This window comes from Haloferax sp. YSSS75 (assembly GCF_046764215.1).
GTDB lineage: Archaea > Halobacteriota > Halobacteria > Halobacteriales > Haloferacaceae > Haloferax.
Map to the genome: position 1 here is coordinate 1,261,881 of NZ_CP177206.1, position 18,722 is coordinate 1,280,602.

22 protein-coding genes are annotated in these 18,722 nt (G+C 61.6%); 4 read left to right on the forward strand and 18 right to left on the reverse strand.

Features of this window, described 5'->3' with window-relative positions; translation table 11 throughout:
- Positions 1 to 7 precede the first annotated feature (7 nt).
- The 8 genes from ACK3R5_RS06685 to ACK3R5_RS06720 all read right to left on the reverse strand — a co-directional run bounded on the left by ACK3R5_RS06685 (position 8) and on the right by ACK3R5_RS06720 (position 5,226).
- A complete protein-coding gene (locus ACK3R5_RS06685; protein WP_411963281.1) occupies positions 8 to 400 on the reverse strand; it encodes a response regulator transcription factor in 393 nt (130 codons plus the stop codon).
- Between the two features lie 79 nt (positions 401 to 479).
- Positions 480 to 686 (reverse strand): hypothetical protein, encoded by a 207-nt coding sequence (locus ACK3R5_RS06690; protein ID WP_411963282.1) that lies wholly within the window; start codon positions 684 to 686, stop codon positions 480 to 482.
- A gap of 112 nt (positions 687 to 798) precedes the next feature.
- Positions 799 to 1,179, reverse strand: coding sequence for a helix-turn-helix domain-containing protein (locus ACK3R5_RS06695; protein ID WP_411965798.1), 381 nt, complete (start codon positions 1,177 to 1,179; stop codon positions 799 to 801).
- 121 nt (positions 1,180 to 1,300) lie between these two features.
- Positions 1,301 to 2,341, reverse strand: coding sequence for a sulfite exporter TauE/SafE family protein (locus ACK3R5_RS06700; protein WP_411963283.1), 1,041 nt, complete (start codon positions 2,339 to 2,341; stop codon positions 1,301 to 1,303).
- Complete coding sequence (locus ACK3R5_RS06705) at positions 2,342 to 2,491, reverse strand: hypothetical protein (RefSeq protein WP_411963284.1); 150 nt, start codon at positions 2,489 to 2,491, stop codon at positions 2,342 to 2,344.
- Positions 2,492 to 3,085: 594 nt separating this feature from the next.
- Positions 3,086 to 3,550 (reverse strand): YeeE/YedE family protein, encoded by a 465-nt coding sequence (locus tag ACK3R5_RS06710; protein ID WP_411963285.1) that lies wholly within the window; start codon positions 3,548 to 3,550, stop codon positions 3,086 to 3,088.
- Positions 3,547 to 4,038 carry a YeeE/YedE family protein gene (locus ACK3R5_RS06715; protein ID WP_411963286.1) on the reverse strand — a complete coding sequence of 164 codons (492 nt, stop codon included), beginning with the start codon at positions 4,036 to 4,038 and terminating at the stop codon, positions 3,547 to 3,549. Before ACK3R5_RS06715 ends, ACK3R5_RS06710 begins: the two co-directional genes overlap by 4 nt.
- Positions 4,039 to 5,226: an MBL fold metallo-hydrolase gene (locus tag ACK3R5_RS06720; protein ID WP_411968458.1), complete on the reverse strand. Its 1,188-nt coding sequence runs from the start codon at positions 5,224 to 5,226 to the stop codon at positions 4,039 to 4,041.
- A 269-nt stretch (positions 5,227 to 5,495) separates the two neighbouring features.
- Between ACK3R5_RS06720 and ACK3R5_RS06725 the strand changes: the two genes are divergently transcribed.
- On the forward strand, positions 5,496 to 5,747 hold the full coding sequence (locus ACK3R5_RS06725; RefSeq protein ID WP_411963288.1) for a sulfurtransferase TusA family protein: 252 nt from the start codon (positions 5,496 to 5,498) through the stop codon (positions 5,745 to 5,747).
- Positions 5,744 to 6,325, forward strand: coding sequence for a DsrE/DsrF/DrsH-like family protein (locus ACK3R5_RS06730; protein ID WP_411963289.1), 582 nt, complete (start codon positions 5,744 to 5,746; stop codon positions 6,323 to 6,325). Before ACK3R5_RS06725 ends, ACK3R5_RS06730 begins: the two co-directional genes overlap by 4 nt.
- Before the next feature lie 86 nt (positions 6,326 to 6,411).
- Here ACK3R5_RS06730 and ACK3R5_RS06735 read toward each other — a convergent pair whose 3' ends face one another.
- The 9 genes from ACK3R5_RS06735 to mce form a co-directional block, all read right to left on the reverse strand.
- Positions 6,412 to 7,215, reverse strand: a complete 804-nt coding sequence (locus tag ACK3R5_RS06735; protein ID WP_411968459.1) for an N-acyl homoserine lactonase family protein — start codon at positions 7,213 to 7,215, stop codon at positions 6,412 to 6,414.
- A 102-nt stretch (positions 7,216 to 7,317) separates the two neighbouring features.
- Complete coding sequence (locus ACK3R5_RS06740) at positions 7,318 to 7,980, reverse strand: AIM24 family protein (protein ID WP_411963291.1); 663 nt, start codon at positions 7,978 to 7,980, stop codon at positions 7,318 to 7,320.
- A 126-nt stretch (positions 7,981 to 8,106) separates the two neighbouring features.
- Positions 8,107 to 9,441 (reverse strand): glutamate-5-semialdehyde dehydrogenase, encoded by a 1,335-nt coding sequence (locus ACK3R5_RS06745; RefSeq protein ID WP_411968460.1) that lies wholly within the window; start codon positions 9,439 to 9,441, stop codon positions 8,107 to 8,109.
- Positions 9,434 to 10,270, reverse strand: coding sequence for a glutamate 5-kinase (gene proB, locus ACK3R5_RS06750; RefSeq protein WP_411968461.1), 837 nt, complete (start codon positions 10,268 to 10,270; stop codon positions 9,434 to 9,436). Before proB ends, ACK3R5_RS06745 begins: the two co-directional genes overlap by 8 nt.
- A complete protein-coding gene (proC, locus tag ACK3R5_RS06755; RefSeq protein WP_411963294.1) occupies positions 10,260 to 11,033 on the reverse strand; it encodes a pyrroline-5-carboxylate reductase in 774 nt (257 codons plus the stop codon). The genes proB and proC overlap by 11 nt, the downstream gene beginning before the upstream one ends.
- A gap of 107 nt (positions 11,034 to 11,140) precedes the next feature.
- Positions 11,141 to 12,292 (reverse strand): acyl-CoA dehydrogenase family protein, encoded by a 1,152-nt coding sequence (locus ACK3R5_RS06760; protein WP_411968462.1) that lies wholly within the window; start codon positions 12,290 to 12,292, stop codon positions 11,141 to 11,143.
- A 151-nt stretch (positions 12,293 to 12,443) separates the two neighbouring features.
- The gene (locus ACK3R5_RS06765; RefSeq protein WP_411968463.1) at positions 12,444 to 14,105 is read right to left on the reverse strand and encodes a long-chain fatty acid--CoA ligase; all 1,662 of its coding nucleotides are present in this window, start codon (positions 14,103 to 14,105) and stop codon (positions 12,444 to 12,446) included.
- Between the two features lie 93 nt (positions 14,106 to 14,198).
- Positions 14,199 to 16,352, reverse strand: a complete 2,154-nt coding sequence (gene menE / locus ACK3R5_RS06770; RefSeq protein WP_411968464.1) for an o-succinylbenzoate--CoA ligase — start codon at positions 16,350 to 16,352, stop codon at positions 14,199 to 14,201.
- 87 nt (positions 16,353 to 16,439) lie between these two features.
- Positions 16,440 to 16,823: a methylmalonyl-CoA epimerase gene (gene mce / locus ACK3R5_RS06775; protein WP_411963298.1), complete on the reverse strand. Its 384-nt coding sequence runs from the start codon at positions 16,821 to 16,823 to the stop codon at positions 16,440 to 16,442.
- Positions 16,824 to 16,877: 54 nt separating this feature from the next.
- Here mce and ACK3R5_RS06780 point away from each other — a divergent pair, with 54 nt between their 5' ends.
- Together ACK3R5_RS06780 and ACK3R5_RS06785 are read left to right on the forward strand one after the other, a co-directional pair.
- Entirely contained in the window at positions 16,878 to 17,222 is a 345-nt protein-coding gene (locus ACK3R5_RS06780; protein WP_411963299.1) for a YbjQ family protein, read from the forward strand.
- 13 nt (positions 17,223 to 17,235) lie between these two features.
- Positions 17,236 to 17,568, forward strand: coding sequence for a hypothetical protein (locus tag ACK3R5_RS06785; protein WP_411968465.1), 333 nt, complete (start codon positions 17,236 to 17,238; stop codon positions 17,566 to 17,568).
- On the opposite strand, the gene ACK3R5_RS06790 is transcribed toward ACK3R5_RS06785, so the two are convergent.
- The gene (locus tag ACK3R5_RS06790) at positions 17,545 to 18,507 is read right to left on the reverse strand and encodes a phosphotransferase family protein (protein ID WP_411968466.1); all 963 of its coding nucleotides are present in this window, start codon (positions 18,505 to 18,507) and stop codon (positions 17,545 to 17,547) included. The genes ACK3R5_RS06785 and ACK3R5_RS06790 overlap by 24 nt on opposite strands.
- Between the last annotated feature and the right edge of the window lie 215 nt (positions 18,508 to 18,722).

The following is an 18,722-nucleotide window of genomic DNA, read 5'->3' on the forward strand; positions in this document are numbered from 1 at the left end:
GACTCGCTTACTCTGCTGTCACTTCTCGCGTGTCGCCGGCGAACCGAGTGACTGCGTCGAAGATATCTGTCTTCGAAACCGGTTTGGTGAGGACGTCGTCAGCAGGGAGGTCAGACAGTTGGTCGCTGGGTGTCGCGCTCATCATGACGATTGCAGGGCTATCGGAGTCAGATTGGTGACGGAGTTCGTCGAGAACAGATTCACCCGAGAGTCCCGGTAAGTTACGGTCGAGAAAGACGACGTCGACGTCGTCGTCGAATCGCTGGAGGGCGTCTCGTCCGGAGTAAGCGACGCGAACTTGACAGCGGCGCTCGAGCCACAGCGCGAGGCTGTCGGCGAGTTCGACTTCGTCGTCGACGAGGAGGACGGTTGGCATGTCGGTGGATGGAGCGTGTGTCATCTCTCGGAGTTTGCGGCGGACTGGGCGGCTATCGTCCGACGACGTTCCGGCGGCGATACGGCCGCGGTGTTCGGTTTGTTCACGCGTCGTTCATTCGTTGTGACCGCGTTTCGCCACACCGGATACACTGCGTCACTCGATACGGTTCGCGGGAGAACTCACGGTTCTCGCGCTTTCGACTCTCTGTCTTGATTTCTATCGAGACTTCGTGTGGGGTGTGTGACTCACACGTCGGACACTCTTCAGCGAACTCGTTGTGACGGGGACTGCTTTTACTCTTCGACATGGCGGGGTGGCAGAAGAGAGTAAGGACTGGTCGGGGTTCAACGCAGAGCCTAATCAGTTTGGGTCGACGAGGATGACGTACTGGACGTCGGGCCTTCGCCGGCCAAAAATGCTCACTCGGCAGTGATGATTTTCTCGTCGTACTTGTCGCGGAACTCTTGGATGAGCGTGCCCATCTGGGCGTACCAGTCGTTGAGCATGCGCTGCATGTCGTCTGCGACTTCGTTGGGGTCGGTGGGCAGGTAGACGTGGTAGTAGCCACCGTGTTCGTAGTTGACCTGTTCTTTCTGGATGAGCCCTGCCTGGAGCAGGCGCTGGATGGACCGGTAGGCAGTAGAACGTTCGCGTTCGACGGCCTCAGCGACTTCGTCGACGGTCATCGGGTCCTCGGTTTCGACGAGAACCTCGAAGCACCGCCTGTCGAGTTGCTTGAGTCCGTGGAGGCATTCGAGGAGCCCCTCACACTGCATGTCCGATTGCAGATATTCGACCATCGAGGTAGCCATTATCGTTTTCGGGTACGTATTCAGCACTCAAAAGGGTTTGTATGCTTTGTACAACACCGGGGTGAAAAATCGTGGTCGAACTGCGGATGGTTTGCGAGCGGTTCGACGGTTAGTCGGCGGTGGATGTTGCGCCAGTCGTGCGTCCACGCACGGATTTGAGGGCACTGTAGACGACAGCGCTTGCGACCATGAGCGCAGAGCCGAGGATGAGGGCGAGGCTGACGTAGTCGAGGACGCCCATGCCGAGGTAGTTACCGGCCTGGCGGACTGCGACGGCGAGCGCGCCGAGGAGCAACATCAGACCGAAGTAAATCTTGATTTCGTCTTCGTTGACGATGGACGTCGCCGCAGAGCCAACGCGAGCACCGAGCGCGGAGCCTGCGAGGAGCGGAGCGACGATAGAGAGGTCGACACCGCCGGACTGCGCGTAGAGGAACGAACCGATACCGCCCGAGAACATAATCTCGAACAGGTCAGTCCCGACAGCGATGGGCACCGGCACACCGATGAGGTAGAACAGCGCCGGCATGCGGATGAACCCACCACCGACACCGAGGAAGCCCGAGAGGAGGCCCGTCGCGAACGCGACGAGGAGAATCATCCAGAGGGAGACCTGAATGCCACCACGGAGCGTAATCATCGGTGGAAGCGAATAGCTCTGAATCTTCTTGGCGATGTCTGGGATGTCGTCGGCGTTGATTTCGGCGTCTGCGTCGACGTCGTGGCTGACGCCGCCGTCGCCGTCACCGCCCTTCAGCGACTCGTAGGTGACGAACGCACCGATACCACCGAGCAGCAGCACGTACGTGATGCTGATGATGTTTCCTGCGAGACCCAGTTCTTCGAGGTGGAGAACGATTTCCTTCCCGACCTCCAGTCCGATGGTGGTCCCGATAATCATCGAGACACCGAGTTTGTAGTCGACCTGCCCGAGGTCACGGTGTTTCAGCGTCGCGATGACGGATGTACCGAAGACGAAGGCGAGGCCGGAACCGACTGCCACGCGTGAGGGGTAGCCCATGACCAACAGGGCGGGCGTGACGAGGAACGACCCACCCATTCCGAAGAACCCGAAGAGGATACCGATGAGCAGGCCGAACGCGGCGAACATACCGAGCATCGCGGCCGAGATTCCGAAGAGTTCGAACATCTATTCACCACCGAGGAGCTTCATCACGGTCGGCCCGAGAACGCTCTCGAGCGCACCGTATCCGACGTACAGCACCATCGCCTCGACGAGAACGATGCCGACGAGGGCTGCCGCCTGCATATTGCCTCCGAGCGTTTCGATTCCGAACATCTTACCTGCACCCCGCGGGGCGCGAAACTGATATTGTACGAATCATGCTTTCCTGTACAGTGCTGGCTAACCGGAGAGAGAATATAACGCTTTTGGGAACAGCGTGCAAGACCATATCGCAATTGCATACTCGTAAGTTATGAGTTGACCACGAAAATACCGCTAAACTTTGGCTTCATTTGTACTGCAGAGTGTTACGAACAGATATAGCCGCTATCTATGACGGAGTAATAATTTATGATATGTGCAATACTATAACTGTCCGCGAGCACCGGCGACGCGGCCATTCACCGGAGGACAGACAGCGTGTGGTTCCCAACCGTATGTTCGCGCGAGGTGCGAGCAAGAGGGCGTGACTCCACGGGAGCACGGCGCGTCGAGCGAACGGCCGGGTCTCCTCGGAGACACGAACGCAGCAGACCGCTACGAAGTGAACGGCGAGAGGAGAAGGTGAGAGAGTGGGTTGGTGGGAGGTTAGAGGAGAGCCGAGTCGGGAGGTGGGGGAGAGCCGAGTCGGGAGGTGGGGGAGAGTCGAGATGGGAGGTTGGGGAGACGGCGACGAGAGGCGTATCGCCGTCTGCGTGCAGTTCGTCGTTAGTCCGCAGAGGTTCCGCGGACGGCGCTGTCAGCGCGACGTGCACGCCAGAGACCCTGCAGATACGCACCGAGGAACATCCCACCGATGGCGACGAGGATGGGATAGTTTCCGACACCGAGGCTGGCGTACGCCGCCCCGGGACAGATGCCCGAGATACCCCATCCGGCACCGAAGATGACGCCACCGACGACGACGTTCTTGTCGAACGACTTCAGACGGCGACCGTAGTTCGTTCCGGTGAGGGGTGCGCGGTCACCGAACGTCTCCGCGAGTGCGAAGACGATGCCAGTGACGACTGCCGCCCCGCCCATGACGAAGACGAGGCCGAAGTCGTCGAACTGGAGGAAGTCGAGGACGACTTCCGGTCGGGCCATGTTGCTCAGACCGAGGCCGAACCCGAATATCAGGCCGCCCACGATGATGAGCAGTATGAACCCAAGTCCGCGTTCGTCGTCGCTCATGGCGACACCCCCAGTGCCTGCAGGAGTTGTGCGACGCCGATGGCGACGAGCATGAAGGTTGCGACGTTGACGAACGAGGTTCGTGAGCGAGAGCCGACGCCACAGACCCCGTGGCCAGACGTACACCCTTTACCGACACGGGTTCCGATGCCCACGAGCACGCCACCGACGGCAAACCGCCACGGTTGGACCTCAGAGACCCACCAACCGTCACCGAGCGTGACGGTGTAGATGGCGGCACCGGCGACGATGCTCAGCGTGAAGACGACACGCCAGTTGCGCGACGCGACGTACTTCGCCTTGTTGAACCGCGGGAGGTCGGAGACGTACGAGAGCGTCGACTCTAAGAACGTACTCGCGCCCGCGGTGATACCCGTACCGAGATAGATGACGGCGGTTCCGAGACCGATGAGGAGACCACCGAGCGCGTAGTGCGCAATCCCGTTCGGGAAGAGGCTATCGACGAGGAGCGGCGTCAGTCCCGACATTTAGTTCGTCAGGGCTTCGTTGCTGGCCGCGCAGTTGTTCGGGCCAAGTTCGAGTTCGAACGCGCGGTCGTCGTCCGACTCTTGGACACCGAGGTTCGTCTCGATGATGTCGATGTAGTTGGCCGGGCGAGGCGGCATGTCCGAGAGAATGAACTCGACGAACTCGTCTTTGGGCATGGAGAGTGCACCCATGGTTTCCTTCAGTTCTCCGAGCGTCGCCGTGTAGCTGCCGTCTTCGGCGGGGATTGCCGCATCACTGAAGTGAGCGGAAGCCACGATGAAGTGGTCGTCGTGGTTCAGGACACGGTTCTGCAGCGAGTCGTAGAGGAGGGCCGCCGCGTCAGGGGCACCTTCGTCACCGTCTTCGAGGTCGGGGCGAGCGACCGACTCGATGAACAGGCCGTCACCCGTAAAGAGCACGTTGTCGACCTTGTAGGTCGTCATGCCGGTGGTGTGGCCGGGCGTGTGGATGGCTTCGATTTCTGTGTCGCCGACGGTGAGCGTCTCGCCGTCCGCGATGGTCTCGTAGTCGACGTCGTAGTCGACGCCACGGTCCTCGGCCGCTTCGGGGATGACGCCCGTGATACCCTCGTCTTCGACGAGTGTGCGGACGCCGCTGATGTGGTCGGCGTGGATGTGCGTGTCGATGGCGTACTTCAGTTCGGCACCCAGAGCCTTCGCGTCCTGGACGTACTGGTCGGAGAAGTACCGGAGGGGGTCGATGACTGCGGCCTCGTCACCGTCGACGACGAGGTAGCCGAGACAGCCGCTGGATGGGCGCTGGTACTGCGCCACGAGAGCGTCGCCCTCGGTGTCGAGTTCGGTGTACTCGTAGATGCTCGCCCACCCGTTCATCCCTTCTTCGAGTGCGACGGCGTCGTAGCCTTCCTCGATGAGCAGGCCGGCGACGTACTCGGACGAGGAACCTTTCGCACAGAGGACGACGAACTCTTCGTCTTCGGGGAGGTCCGCAAACAGGTCGTCGTTCAGGTCTTCGTCGAGGAACTCGAAGTACGGGATGTTGACGTGCGAGACGTTTTCTCCCTCGATGCGCCACTCTTCGAACTCGGACTCCATCCGGTTGTCGAGGATGGTCAGCTCTTCACCGGCATCGATGCGGTCTTTGAGCGCTTCGGGTTCGATGAGGGGAGCTTCGACGTCCAGTTCGGGAAGATCTGGTTCAGTCATGTATGCATCCCCCACTATTAGATGGTCTAACTTAAGGGTTTGCATAGTCGTTCGGATTTACTGCAATACTAAATTCGCTAGGAGGAGTGGTCAGTAGTGCGATTACGTGCCCGTGCGAGCGTCCAATGGCACTCAACCGTTCGAAAGTGTCGTAGACGACGGTGTCGCAGTGTTCGGTTCGGATATTGCGCAGTCTGCCCAAGAACCGACACACTTTAGTAAAGCACCCTGATATTGTGGGATACACCCAACACAGGTGAACTCACAAAATGAGCGAATACGAAACTAGCGAAACCCTCGACGTGAAAGGACTGTCCTGCCCAATGCCCGTCGTCAAGACCCGCAGTGCGGTCGACGACCTCTCGTCCGGTGGCGTACTGGAAGTCATCTCCACCGACTCCGGGAGCATGAGCGACCTGAAGGGGTGGGCCGACAGCACAGACGGTGTCGACATGCTCGACCAGAAAGAGTCCGAGGAAGACGGTCAGGCGCTCTTCCTCCACTACATCCAGAAGGAATGAGCTCGGACGCTGACGCGCCCGTCGATACGACGACCGCCTCCGTCGAAGACCTTCAGGCGCAGATTCAGGCGCTAGAGGAAGAGGTCTCTGACCTCCGAGAGGCGACCGACGACGGCGGGCAGAAGTCGATGACCATCATCGCGACGAAAGGAACGCTCGACATGGCGTACCCGCCACTCATCCTCGCCAGCACGGCGGCGGCATTCGGTTGGGACGTCGTGGTCTTCCACACGTTCTGGGGCCTCGAAATCCTCCACGAGGAGAAATCCAAGAACCTCAAACTCAGCGCCGTTGGCAACCCGAGCATGCCGATGCCCAACGCCATCGCCGCGCTTCCCTTCATGGACAACGTCGCGACGAGCATGATGGAAAAGAAAATCAAGGAAAACGGGACTGCGACCATCGAGGAACTCATCGAAACCTCCCTCGACATGGGCGTGGACCTACAGGCGTGTCAGATGACCATCGAACTCATGGGCTACGACGAAGACGCGTTCTACGACGGGGTCACCACCGGCGTGGGCGCGGCGACGGCGCTTCAGCACATGGCTGACGCCGACGTGCAACTCATGATCTGACCGCGATATCTTTCCAACCCTCTAACCAACCACCACCACCACCTCTCCCCCTCACGTCTCGGCGGACGTCTCTTCCCCGTGTCCGCCTAGACGTTCCACCCCTTTCCGAAGGACCGGAACCGGTCTAAGTCGTGTCCGAACAACACGTCCGCACCGGTCTGTCGTTCCAACTCCTTTATCTTCTGGAGACTGTCGAACCAGTGACGGTCACTCCAGAGCAGTCCCGGACCGAGCGGTACTTCGTCTGCGTAGTTCCCCTCGACGTAACACTCGTCACCAGCGACGAGCACGTCGCCGTCGGGCGTCTCGATGTGGGCACCCATCACCCCGGGCGTGTGACCCGGCAGGTGGTAGAGACGGAATCCATCGAACAGCGTGTGCTGGTCGCCGTGGACGACGTTCCAGTTCAGGTCGTAGTCGAAGTCAGACGCGAGGTAGGCTATCGACCCTTCAGTCGTCTTCGCCGAGTAGTACGCGAACTTCAGTTCCTCCTCGTGGACGTAGATTGGGACGTCCGTCCCAGCGAACTCCGCGAGGCCACCGGCGTGGTCGAGGTGGAGGTGACTCATCACGACGCCGTCGATATCTGATACCGAGTAACCGACCGCGTCGAGGTCAGCTTCCAACGTGTGTTCTGCGGCATCGACGTGCGAGAAGGCCTCGTACAACGGGGCCGGCCAATAGCCGTCTCCGGCGTCGGGGTTGGAACCAGTATCCCACAGGAGTGTCTGGTCGGGACCGTCGATGACGGCGTTCCAGACGACGAACTCGGCCATCTCGTGGTCCGGGTTCGGATTCGACGCACTCCCCATCGAGTAGCCAGAGAGCACGTAGCCCATGTCTGCGTGGACGCGACCGCGGTCGACCAGGTGGACGCTAATGTCACCCATACCCACGCCTTAGGATGGAACAGGGATAACACTTCAGTCAAGCAACGTATTAGCACGCGTTCCAACCGCGCGCGAAAAACTCAGAACGGCAGCGTCCGCTCTCTACTGCCCCGGTTGCACTTCTTCGTACGGTTGGACGATGACGAACCCGTCGTTGCCCGCGAATTCGAGTTGGTACGTCTCACCGGACGAACGCCCGATGAGACTCTTGATACCGATGTCGCGCTTCGACGACGGTGAGACGTTCCCGCTCCACGCGACGGTTGCGTTCGGGTCGGTACTCACCGGCGTCTCCAGTACGATAGGTTTGCCGTGCGTCGTGATTGCGACGTGGCCCGGCCCTTCGAGGAAGACGTTGAACAGGCCGCCCGACTTGGCACCGGCGATGCTCTTGAGCATCTTGATGTCCCAGTCGACGCTGTCTTCGAACGCGAGGACGTCGTTCCCGTTGACGCTAATCTCCTCGCCGGCGTCGAGTTCGAGAATCTGGACTTCCTTCCCCTGGTCGGCGAGGTAGAGGTGGCCCGTCCCCGACGCCTCCATCATGACCTGTCCCTCCCCGGTAGCTTTCTTCTTCAACATCCCCTTCAGGCCGCCCGCAGACTTCCGCTCGAACGAGATGTCGCCCGTATAGCTGACCATCGTCCCGGCTTTGGCCATGATACCGCCGTCGAGCGTCACGTCGAGGAGTTTCGAGTTCTCCAGTTCGAATGCTTTCCCGCCGTCTTTCGGTGTATGAGAGTTGACAAATTCTTCGAGTTGCATGATAATCACGAAGTCGTGAGAGAACGACTCTGCGTAGATGACTCTCGGTACATCTTAAAACTCTGTTCGCCACGAACTGTCGGGTGGTCGTCCGGAGAGAGACCGCGGCGCGAGCGGGTCGCCGACTCAGTCTCGCCGACGTCGATGGCCCGGATTCCACTCGCCGTCGAACGCCTCGTGCGTGAAGGGGACGGCGTCTTCGCCGGCGTACGTGGCGACCAACTGCCCATCGCCTTCGAGGTAGTACTTGTACGTCGTCAGCCCTTCGAGGCCGACGGGCCCGCGAGCGTGTATCTTGCCGGTCGAGATACCGACTTCGGCACCCAAGCCGTAGCGGTAGCCATCTGCGAACCGAGTCGAGGCGTTGTGGAAGACGCTGGCGGCGTCGACGCTGGTCATGAACGTCTCGGCGTTGGCCGCGTCGTCGGTGACGATGGCCTCGGTGTGTTTCGACCCGTACGTGTTGACGTGGTCGATGGCAGCGAAGAGGTCGTCGACGACCTTTATCGAGAGTTCGAGGTCACCGTACTCGGTCGACCAGTCGTCTTCGGTGGCGGGGTCGATATCGACGTACTCGCGAGTCGTCTCGTCGCCGCGGAGTTCCACGCCCTCGGCACGGTAGCGCTCGACGACCGCAGGGAGGAACGCGTCGGCAACGGACCTGTCTACGAGGAGTGTCTCGACGGCGTTGCACACCGCGGGATACTGCACCTTCGCGTCGAGCGCGATGTCTTCGGCCATCTGGAGGTCGGCATCCTCGTCTACGTAGACGTGACAGACCCCTTCTGTGTGGCCGAGGACGGGAATCTGCGTGTTGTTCTGGATGTAGCTGACGAACTCCGACGACCCGCGAGGCATCACCAGGTCGACCATGTCGTCCAGTTCGAGCAACCGGTCGACTTCTTCGTGTGCCTCGATGAGCGAGGCCCATCCGTCAGGGAGGTCCTCGGTCGCAGAGAGAATCGTCTCGTAGAGTACTCGGTTGGACTCGCTGGCCTCGCTGCCGCCTTTGAGGATGACGGCGTTGCCGGACTTGAGTGCCAGCGCGGCAATCTGGACGAGAGCGTCCGGGCGAGACTCGAAGATGGTCGCGACGACGCCGATGGGCACCGAGAGTTTGTACAGTTCGAGGCCCGCGTCCAGTTCTCTCGCTTCGAGCGTCTCACCGAGCGGGTCGGTTTGCTCCGCGACGGACTCGACCATTCCGGCGATGTCGTCGAGTTTCGCTTCGTCAAGTTTGAGTCGGTCGACGAGTGCCTGCGTGTATTCGCCGTCGGCGAGCATCGCCTCCGCCTCTTCGACGTCCGCTCGGTTGGCCGCCAGAATCGCGTCGCTGTTGGCGCGGATGGCGTCGGCGATGGCACCGAGTGCGGCGTCGCGGTCAGACGCGTCGACGTTGGCGAGGCGTAGTGCCGCAGTCTGTGCCTGTTCGACCTGTTTGGTCGTCTCTCGCTCAGTCATCGAATCCCCCGTCGAGCGGCAGGAACATTGTTCCCACGGATTCCCCCTCGGCGATTTTTTCCAACACGTCGGGTTCCGTCGAGCGAGCGATGAACGCCGGAATTCCGTGTTCTGCCACGTCGCGTGCGCCGCGAACCTTCGTCTGGATACCACCGAAACCGCCAGTCGAACTCCGGTTGACGATGTCCTCGACGTCGCTGTAGTTGTCGCCGACGACTTCGATGCGCTCGGCGTTTGGGTCGTCCTTCGGGTTTCCGGTGTAGACACCGCCGACGTCCGTGAGAGTCACGAGCAGGTCCACGTCGACGCCGATGGCGATGCTCGACGAAATCATGTCGTTGTCGCCGATTTGGAGTTCTTCGATGGCGACGGCGTCGTTCTCGTTGATGATGGGCACGACACCCCACTCCAGAAGCGTCTCGACGGTGTTTCGGAAGTTCGTGAACCGCTCGGGGTTCTCCAGGTCGTTTTGCGTGATGAGTATCTGGGCGACTTTCCGGCCGTATCGCTCGAAGCTCTCGGTGTAGCGGTGCATCAACAAGCTCTGGCCGACTGTCGAAAGCGCCTGTGACGCCTCGACGGTGTCCTCGGGTTGGTCGAGATGCCCGATACCGGCACCCACTGCGCCGGAGGAGACGAGCAGGACGTCCTTGCCCCGCGAGAGGAGCGACTCGATGTCGTCGACGAGTTTGTCGAGTTTCTCGTCGTCGAGGTTGGAGTCGTCGTCGGTCAGCGAGTTGGTGCCGGCCTTGACGACGACGCGGTTGGCCTCGGCCGCCGCCCGTCGTGCCGCGTAGATAGCGTCGCTGTCGGCCACTTCAGGCGTCATCGAACTCCTCCGCTAACTCCTTGGACCGCTCTTCGGCCGCGACGACGGCGTCGGTGACAGCCTGGTCGGCGTGGCTATCCCAGAGCACGTCCATACCTTCGATGGTGGTTCCGTTGGGCGAACAGACGGCGTCGATGAGTTCGTCTGCTGTCCGGTCGTCTTGGACCACGGTTTCGGCCGCCCCTTTGAACGTCTGTGCGGCGAGTATCTCGGCGTCGTCTTCAGAGAGGCCACCCTCGATACCGGCTTGCTTCATCGCTTCGATGAGATAGAAGACGAACGCTGGACCGCTCCCGTTGACCGCCGTGGCGATATCCATCTTGCTCTCGTCGACTTCGACGAACTCGCCCACGTCCGAGAGGAGTTCACGAACCTCGTCGGTCAGGTCGCCCGTCGCTGCCGTGGCCATGTCGCGCGTCTCGGCGGCGAGGTTCGGCATGATGCGAACGACGCGGGCGTCGGTGCGTGCCTCGACGAACGACGTCGGGACGCCCGCGGCGATTGTGACGAGGGTCTGGTCGGGCGACATGTCGAGTTCCGAGAGCACGGCTTCGACGATGTCGGGCTTGACCGCGACGAACACCACGTCGGCGTCGGCGGCGCGCGACACATCGTCCGTCGTCTCTTCACAGTAGTCTGCGACTGCGGCGAGGGCGTCGGGGTCGAGGTCGCAGGCGACGACCGAATGTGTGCCCGCCTTCCAGAGGCCGGTGATGAGGGCACTCCCCATATTCCCGCAGCCGATAACGCTCGTGCGTACCATTTGTGCTGAGTCAAGGTACGACGCTCAGATAGTAACTGCGTTCCGGTCAAGCAATGCCAAATCGCCCAAAACGAGGTGTCAGTTCCAGCGGCGACGCGTCGGGAATCCTACAGCGAACCCTGCCGGTAGATGAGGTTGCGCTGAATTTCGTTCGCGCCCTCGTAGATGACGGGGATGCGGACGTCGCGGTAGACACGCGATATCTTGTTCTCGTTGAGGACCGACCGACCGCCGTGGAGTTGCATGCCGCGCTCGGCGACGTCGACGGCCATCTCCGTCGACTTCGTCTTCGCGGTGGCGGCCCAGAATCCGGCGTCCTCACCGTCGGTTACCTTCTGTGCCGCACGCCAGTTCAGCGCGCGTGCTGCTTCGAACTCCATGCGCATGTCGGCGAGGATGTGCTGGACCGCCTGGAATTCGGAGACGTGTCGGCCGAAGGCCTCTCTGTCGTGGACGAACTCCCACGCCTCCTCGATGGCAGCGGCGGCGAGTCCGAGTCCGTGGCCGCCGACGACGATACGGCCGTGGTTGAAGAAGTCCGCGAGCATGTAGAACCCGCCACCCTCGGTGCCGATGAGGTTCTCCTCGGGTATCTCGCAGTCGTCGAAGACGATGTGACCCTGTTTCGACGCGCGCATACCCATCTTCTCGGGGATGTGCTCGGCATCGTACCCGGGCGTGTCCGTCGGCACGACGAACATCGAGTAGTTGGAGTACCGGTCGCCCGAATCGCCAGTCTTGGCGTAGACCGTGAGCCAATCTGCCTCGACGGCGTTTCCGACCCAGTACTTCTCGCCGTTGAGGACGTACCCGTCGTCGGTTTTCTCGGCCGTCGTCTCCATCCCCGCCATGTCGGACCCGGTCTGTGGTTCGGAGACGGCGAGGCCGGAGAGTTGGTCGTTCTCGGCGACGGGACGGAGCCATCGTTCCTTCTGTTCTTCTGTGCCGTAATGCTCCAGAATCTCGCATCCGAACGAGGCGAGTTGGAGCGTCAACCCGATGCCGGCGTCCGCCCGGTAGAACTCTTCGGAGATGGCCAGAATCTGCTGCAAGTCGTAGCCTTTGCCACCGTACTCCTCGCTGATGTCCTGTGCGACCAATCCAGCCTCCATCCCCGCTTCGAGGACGTCGTGGGGGTAGTCCCCCGACTCGTAGTAGTCTTCGGCGACTGGGTCGATGTGCGCTTCTGCGAACGCTCGTGCCTCTCGCTTGACGTCACGGGCGTGCTCGGGCACGATTGATTCGTCCAGAAGTTCCATACGTCGGTGTAGGACTGGATACCCAAATACTACGTGGCACTAAGACAAACGGAGAACTCGTTTTCAATTTTCAGTATCGAGCACACGCCGTTCCGGGCCGGGCAAAAATACGCGGGTGGCTGCAGATGATACGCGGACGACTGGAGACGGGTTACTCCTGTTCGGGTGCGTCTTCGTCCGGCGTCTTCCCCTCAATGAGCGAGGAGTCGTCGTACTCGTCGCGGAGCACCTTCTTGTCGAACTTCCCAGTCGCCGTCTTCGGGACTTCCTCGATGAAGACGACTTCGTCGGGCGTCCACCACTTCGGGAACTCCGAGCGGACGAGTTCGACCACGCCGCTCTTGAGTTCGTCTTCGTCGACGCCTTTCTTCGGGACGATGAAGGCCACAGGTCGCTCTTGCCAGCGTTCGTGGGGCACACCGACGACTGTCGCTTCCGCGACGCCGTCGTGGGCCATGATGGTGTTCTCCAGTTCGACGGAGGAAATCCACTCGCCGCCGGATTTGATGACGTCTTTCGCCCTGTCGACGATTTTGACGTATCCGTCTTCGTCGACGGTCACCACGTCGCCCGTCTTCAACCAGTTGCCCTCGAAGTCTTCTTCGTTCGCTTCGGGACGTTCGAAGTACTCCGTCGTGACCCACGGACCGCGGACCCACAGTTCACCGAAGTCCTCGCCGTTCCACGGCACCTCGTTGCCGTCGTCGTCGACGACGCGCATCTCCAGTCCGGGGACGAGAAGGCCCTGTTTGCCGCGTTTCTCGTATTGCTCGTCTTTCGACAGGTCGTCCATCCCCGGTTTGAGGTGGGCGACGGTGCCGACAGGCGACATCTCGGTCATCCCCCACGCGTGGAGCACGTCGACGTCGTACTCCTCGTCGAAGCGCTTGATGACGGATTTGGGTGCTGCTGCACCGCCGATGACGATACGTTCGAGCGACGAGATGTCGGTGTCGGGGTTCTCGTCGAGATAGTCGAGAAGGCCAAGCCAGACAGTCGGAACGCCGGCAGTCATCGTTACACCCTCCTCCTCGATGAGTTTCGCGAGGTCCTCGGGCGTGGGTGACGGGCCGGGGTAGACGTGTTTCGCGCCGGCGGCAGTCGCCGAGAACGGGAGGCCCCACGCGTTGACGTGGAACATCGGGACGACAGGCATCATCACGTCTTCGTCACCGAGGTCCAGACCCGACTGTGGGAGCGTCGCCATCGTGTGTGCCCACAGCATCTGCTGGGAGTACTCGACGCCTTTCGGCTTGCCGGTGGTCCCGGAGGTGTAACACATCCCTGCCGGTTGGTCTTCGGGGAGGTCCGGCCAGTCGTAGTCGGTCGGATGGTCCGCGATGAACGACTCGTAGTCGGTGACGGGTTCGAGGTCGGTGTCCGGAACTTCCGACGCCATCACGACGAACTGGTCGACAGAGTCGAAGGCGTCTCCGTCGTACGCGCCGGCGAGTTTGGGCGCGAGCGACGGGTCCACGAAGATGATACGGTCGTCCGCGTTCTCGACGATATACTGGATGTGATGGTCCGGGAGAAGCGGGTTGATAGTGTGGAGTTGCGCACCCATCGAAGGGACGCCGAAGTACGTCTCGAAATGTCGGCCGTGGTTCCAACAGAACGTCGCGACTCGGTCTCTCTCACCGATACCGGCGTCCGCGAGTGCGTTCGCGAGTTGCGCCACACGGTCCTCGTATTCGGCGTAGGTGTACCGAGTGATTCCCTCTGCCGTTCGAGAGACGATTTCGCGGTCCGGATAGAGTTTCCCTGCACGCCACAAGAACGGTCGAAGTGTCTGGTTGGTAGCGCCTACCATAACAACCAATCTGGGGTAAAACCTAATGATTGTTTGGACGGGAAACGGATTGTCGCGGGCTACTGATTTTAGAGAAACGGTCTACCAGGTTCACTATTCTTCGGAGTGGTCTGGGTCCGTGTCGTCGCCGGGTTCGTCCGCTTCGGCCGATTGGTCGCCGAACTCGAATTCGTCGTCGGTCGGATGGTCCGGGTCGCGCTGGTCGACACCCGGTTCTTCGTCCTCAGCAGTCGTCTCAGCAGTTTCTTCGGTGTCGTCGTCTTCAGCACCGTCGCCCACGTCGCCTTCGTCGTCGTCTTCGTCGTTGTCACCGGCGGCCTCTCCATCGCCGTCTTCGGCGTCGTCCCCGGTGTCGTCGCTCGGTTCGGTTCCCTCGACGGGGGCGTCGTCACTCACGTCCTCCCGTGTTTGGTCACCGGTAGTGTCCAAACTGTCGGCGGTGTCGGCGTCCGAATGGACGGGTTCCGCTTCGTCCACGTCGGTGGCAGTCCCATCGAGCGACGAGTCTGCCGAGTCGTCGTCTCTGGCGTCGCTCTCGGCGTCGTCTCCGGTGGTCGGTTCGTCGGTGGACTCCGCGCCGGTGTCGCCGTCGGTATCTGGTCGGGACACTTCCGCCTCTGCGACGGGAGCGGCGGCTTTCAGGCGTTCACGAACCGCTTCCCGGTCGATAGTCCCCGAGACGGTTCGGGGGAGTTCGTCCGTCGGTTCGACCAGACGAGGGACCTTGTAGCCTGCGAGTCGCTCACGACAGAACCCGTCGAGTGACGGTCGGTCGAGTGTGAGGTCCGGGTCGCTGAGGACGACGAGCGCGCTCACGCGTTCTCCCCACTCGGGGTCCGGGATACCGAGGACGACTGCGTCTTCGATTGCGGGGTACTGACGAAGGACGTCGACGACTTCCCCTGGGTCGACGTTCTCGCCACCAGTGATGATACGGTCGTCTTTTCGGTTGAGGACGTACAGGAGGCCGTCTTCGTCGCGGTAGCCGATGTCGCCGGTTCGGAGGCCCCTTTCGGTGAACGCCTCGGCGTTGGCCTCCGGGTTCCGGTAATAACCTGGGGAGACGGGCAACCCGGAGACGACGAGTTCACCAGCGGTGCCGGGTTCGACGTGTGACCCGTCTTCGTCGACGATATCTAAATCGAGGAAGAAGAGCGGGCGGCCGACCGTTCCGATGGACGAAAACGCTTCGCGGGGCGTCGCCGTGGCGATTTGGGACGCCGTCTCGGTCATCCCGTACGTCGGGTAGACGGGGACCGAGTAGTTCCGACACCGTTCGATGAGTTCTTCGGACGCCGGTGCACCGCCGAGGAGGACCGCACGGAGCGAGTCAGAGAGCGTCCCCCGACTGTCGAGCATTCGCTTGAGCATCGTCGGGACGACAGAGACGCCTGTCACGTCGTACTTGCCGATGTCGTCGGCCGCACCCCCGGCGTCGAAGCCTTCGCGAAGGACGATGGTCGACCCGTACAGCGGACTCCGAAGAATCGGTCCGATACCTCCCATGTGATGCAACGAGAGCGTGACCAACCATCTGTCCCCTCGTGAGAGTCCGAGTCGGAACGAGGAGGCCACGGCGTTCGCCAAGACGTTCCCCATCGTGAGGCGGACGGCTTTCGGCGTCCCCGTCGTCCCCGAGGTAAAGAGGAGCAACATCGTCTCCGAGAGGTCCCATTCGGTCGGCGTAATCGCCTTCGGCGCGATAGACGAGAGGTTGATGACGCCCTCCCACCGGGGTTCGTCGACGGAGACGACTGGCACGTCGGACGTCGCTTCGACGGCCACCGATTCCGTGGATTCGCCACAGACTAATGCCGTGACGTCTGCGAGTTCGAGGTTTCGCGAGAGTTCTCCCGGTGTCAGTCGCTCACTACACGGGACGAGCGTCGCACCGAGACGACTGGCCGCGTGGATGAGACTGACGTACTCGATGCTCGGTTCGAGGACGACACCGAGGTGGTCGTCGGCCCTGAGGCCGAGTGCGGCCAACTGGCCGGCCATCTCCGAGACGAGCGTGTCGAGTTCTCGGAACGTCATCGAATCTCCCGTCGGCGCGTGAATGAGCGCTCGCGCCTCCGGAGTAGTCGCGACGCGGTGAGAAAGCCAATCGCGCATCGTCCCCGACAGGCCACCGTCCGTTGGGGCCGCAGAGTAATCCGTGGCGTCGCTACTGTCCGGCATCTCGTCGTCGCCGCCACGTACGAGCGTGTCGGCGGCATCGTCTTCGTCGTTCGAGTGTTCGGTCATCGCGTACCTCCGTGTGTCCTGTGAGCGTCCGATACGGGGCCGTTCGTCGAGTGGGGGAGTGGCGACAGTGGAGGGCGGCAGTCGTCGCTAATGGGAGACGAACTCCACGAGGACGCCCCCTGTCGATTTCGGGTGGAGGAACGCGACGTCGTGTCCCCACGCACCCGGACGCGGTTCCTCGTCTATGAGTTCGACACCCGCGGCGCGGGCCGTCTCCAGTGCGCCGTCGATATCGTCTGTCTCGAGTGCGACGTGGTGAATCCCCGCGCCGTGACTCTCGAGGAACTTCCCGATTGCACCGCCTTCGTGCGGTTCGAGCAGTTCGAAGTAGCCATCTTCGAGTTCGAGGAACACGACGGTCATCCCGTCGAACGTCTCCTCGTGTGCCACCGGCGCGTCGAACAACTCCTCGAACAACGCGGCCAACCCGGCAGCGTCCGGCGTGGCAATTCCGATGTGGTCGAAGTGCATGTGAACACATCTTCGGGCACAACGGATAAAGCCAGACGATTCGTCTATCCTGTCATGATAGTAACTACAACGGAGACTGTCGCAGGCCGTGAGATAACCGAAACACTCGGAGCAGTCCGCGGAAACACGGTTCGCGCCCGAAACGTCGGCCGAGACATCACGCAAGGCCTCCGAAACGTCGTCGGTGGCGAACTCAAATCGTACACCGGTCTCTTGGCCGACTCTCGCGACGAAGCGACAGACCGGATGGTAGACGAGGCCGAATCGATGGGTGCGGACGCCATCGTCAGTGTCCGGTACGTCACTGCCGAGGTTGCACAGGGGGCGGCCGAAATCCTCGCCTACGGGACTGCCGTCAAACTCGCCGACGAATCCGAGTCGAACACCGACGTGGCGTGAGCGCCACGAGACGATGCGCGACGCTGACTCGATATCCGACCACGCAGTGTTTCGGTTAGCGTCCGCCCCCGAGACACTCGCAACCTTCGCCGTCCTCGTCGTCGCGTGGGGGGCGGGTTTTGCGGGTGTGCTTCCGAAGGAGGTGTGGGTCGTCGATTTCCCAGCGCTCGCCGTGGCGATGCTCCTCGATACGTTCGCGTACAACGAGTTCGGTATCCGAGAGAACGCGGTGTTCTACCCGGCGCTTGCCGTGTCGCTGTATCTCGAAGCGATGGTCGTCGGTGCCGCGGTCAGGTGGGGTAGACGGGGACCCCTCGGAGACCTACGACGTAATTCGGCCGAGTAATCGGTCCATCTCCGCTTCGACCCACACCGCGAGTTCGTCCGCGTCTTCGTCGTGGAACTCGGCTATCTTGTCGAAGAATCCGGGGACGCCGAGGAACCTGACTGCCTCGTAAATGGGTTTCCGCCGTTCGTAGCCGTCGGGAAGGCCGCCTGCGACGGACCGATACCCGTCGAAGAAGCGCTGGAGAATCGCGTCCGGGCCAGTCGTCCGAAGCGAGTCGAACTGTTGGACCTTCGCTCGATAGAGGTCTCTGGATGGGTCTCCGACGTGGGCGAGTTCCCAATCGAGAAACCCGATAGTCGAGTCGGAACGGAAGCAGTTCGGTTGTGCTCCATCGCCGTGAACGAGTCCGGCAGGCGCGCTATCGAGCGTCTCTCGGTTCTCTCTGACCGCCGCACTCACCTGGTCGAAGTAGTGGTCGTATCGAGCGGTCGGTGCCAGTTCACGCATCTCGGCAATCGTCTCCACTAACACGTCCGTCCACGGTGCAGTCCGGAGTTCGAGTCCACGTGCACCTCCACCGACGATTTGACCGTGTTCTTCGAACCGACACTCGTGGACGCGGGCGAGTGACGCACCGACCTCACGTGCGAGCGCTTCCCGCGCTTCTGACGACGCGTCGGACCAGACGTCCACGAGATTCGGCCCCGAGACGGGTTTCGTCGCGAGGTATGGAACCGGCCCGTCGACGGAACTCGACAGAACCGTCGGAACTGGCACGCCGGTGTGGGCGGCGACGTATGGAATCACCGCCGACTCCCGGGCGATTCGAGACCCGTCTTCGCCGCTCGCCACTTTGAGATACGCGTCCGGCCCGTCGGAGAACTCCACGTGGACGGTGGTGTTGTTCTCGTTCCACGAGATGCCAGCCGAGCCCACCGAATCGACGTTCCGGTCGGGGAAGGCCGATTCGAGCGCAACCGCGATTCGGTCGTCCATTTGCATCACTTTCAGTGCGTGAATTGACAAATCTACCGACCTGTGCCGTCGTCGAAACGGTACGTCGGTGGGTCCTAAAGGGCGAATGTGGAGGGGAAGTCGTCAGCGGGGGAAGGGCCGAACTTCGGATGGACGTCGTCTGCGTCAGCGGGGGGCCGAACTGCGAATGCGGTGGGAGGACCGAACTGCGAATGCGGAGGGGAGTCGCGTCAGCG